Origin of the sequence: Mesorhizobium sp. M7D.F.Ca.US.004.03.1.1 (assembly GCF_003998635.1) — a bacterium.
In the GTDB taxonomy this organism is placed as follows: Bacteria; Pseudomonadota; Alphaproteobacteria; order Rhizobiales; family Rhizobiaceae; genus Mesorhizobium; species Mesorhizobium loti.
Genome location: NZ_RZQG01001447.1, coordinates 1 through 959, shown reverse-complemented (window position 1 = coordinate 959; position 959 = coordinate 1). Strand labels below are relative to the sequence as shown.

General features: G+C 65.4%; 2 protein-coding genes and 1 pseudogene. All 3 read left to right on the top strand.

Annotated elements, in window-relative coordinates; all coding sequences use genetic code 11:
• A pseudogene (locus EN935_RS37835) lies at positions 1-142 on the top strand (myo-inosose-2 dehydratase); the annotation flags it as partial.
• A 61-nt stretch (positions 143-203) separates the two neighbouring features.
• Positions 204-422 (top strand): hypothetical protein, encoded by a 219-nt coding sequence (locus EN935_RS37830; RefSeq protein ID WP_109667036.1) that lies wholly within the window; start codon positions 204-206, stop codon positions 420-422.
• Between the two features lie 5 nt (positions 423-427).
• Positions 428-959, top strand: a 532-nt coding sequence (locus EN935_RS37825; RefSeq protein ID WP_127374330.1) for a 5-deoxy-glucuronate isomerase, incomplete at its 3' end; no start/stop codon positions are given.

Here is a 959-nt window from a genome sequence, read left to right as displayed (position 1 = left end):
GGGCTGGTTCGTGGTCGAGGCCGAGCAGGACCCGAAGAAGAACCCGCCGCTCAGGATGGCGGAGGTCGGCTACAAGGAATTGATGCGCGTCATGACCGCCGCCGGCTACACGGTCGAGACGCAGGGCTTTCCCAATGCCTAGGGCTTCCTCAATGCCTGATGCGATGGGTTCCCGGCGAAGCCGATTGCTGTAGATTGGCCCGATGAAAGATTACGAGCACCCCTTCTTCCGGCCTTTGTGGCGGCGTGTCGCCGTCGTCGCGGTCTGCGTCATCTGGTCGATCATCGAGTTCGCCACCGGCACGCCGTTCTGGGGCGTGATCGCGCTCGGCTTCGCCGGCTACGCCGTCTGGCAGTTCTTCTATCTCTACAAGCCGGCCGACGAGAGCAAGGCAGCGGCCGAGCCCGAACCGAAGGAGTGACTGGGATGTCGAAGCTGCTCGTCAAAGCCAACAAGGGCCATGGCCGCGTCGCCCATGTGACGCCGCAAATCGCGGGTTGGACCTATGTCGGTTTCGACCTGCATCGGCTGAAGCCCGGCGAGAGCGCCTCCGGGAAAACGGAGGATCGCGAAGTCTGCCTGGTGTTCGTCACCGGCAAGGGCAAGGCGTCAGCCGGCGGCAAGGATCTCGGCCTGCTCGGCGAGCGCATGTCGCCCTTCGAGGGCAAGCCGTGGTCGGTCTATGTTCCGCAAGGCTCGGACTGGTCGGTGACCGCAGGTACCGAGCTGGAACTGGCGGTCTGCTCGGCGCCGGGCCTTGGCGGCGGTCTGCCGGTGCGGGTGATCGCACCGGACGATCTTGGCCAGGAGGTGCGCGGCAAAGGCACCAACACGCGCTACGTCACCAACATCCTGCCGGAGGGCAAGCCGGCCGATTCGCTGCTGGTGGTCGAAGTCATCACGCCCGGCGGGCATCCGTCGAGCTACCCGCCGCACAAGCACGACCAGGACAATCTGC

Bases quoted from the DNA above. Each gene is read 5' to 3' on its own strand.
- EN935_RS37830 (WP_109667036.1), top strand. From the start codon at position 204: ATGAAAGATTACGAGCACCCCTTCTTCCGGCCTTTGTGGCGGCGTGTC.